Annotated in this window: 1 protein-coding gene; it reads left to right on the forward strand. The window is 69.0% G+C overall.

Translation table 11 applies throughout. The annotated features are described in order from the left end of the window. Positions 1-477: proline racemase family protein (locus Q3A80_RS31910; RefSeq protein WP_446332752.1), on the forward strand; the 477-nt coding region annotated here is incomplete at its 5' end. Between the last annotated feature and the right edge of the window lie 169 nt (positions 478-646).

Below are 646 nucleotides of genomic sequence, written 5' to 3' on the forward strand. Positions count from 1 at the left end.
AACGCGCGGCAACTCGCGACGCACGGCGTGCGGCTCAAGGAGATCGTCAACCGGCAGGTGGCCGTGCAGCATCCGCTGTTCCCGGAGATCGACGAGGTCGCGTACGTGATGTTTCGCAATCGCGTCGACGATAGCGTCTACCAGACCTGCACGACGCTGCCGCCCGGCCGCGTCGACCGCTCGCCGTGCGGCACCGGCAGCTCGGCCAACCTCGCGACGCTCGCCGCGCGCGGGCGTGTGCAGACCGGCGACGTGCTCACGTCGCGCTCGACGATCGGCGGCGAATTCCGCGTCGAGCTGCTCGGCACGACCGAAGTGGGCGGCCGGCCAGCCGTGCTGCCGCGCGTGACGGGGCGCGCATGGGTATTCGGATTCCAGCAGCTCGGCGTCGACCCCGACGATCCGCTCGCCGCCGGGTTCATGCTCAGCGACACGTGGGGCGACGGATTCGGGCCGTCGCCCGCATCAGGCACGTGAGGACGCGATGCTAAACTCCAGAGCGCGCCCGGCGAACCGGGCCGATTACAGGAAGGGTAGCGAGATGAGCAAAGAGGCCGTTGAAACCGAAGGGGGCGGCCGCCGGCACGGCGGGCGGTATGTGTATGAGGAATTGCGCAAGCAGATCCTGACGCTGAAGCTGAAGCCG

The organism is Burkholderia sp. SR8 (assembly GCF_052851275.1).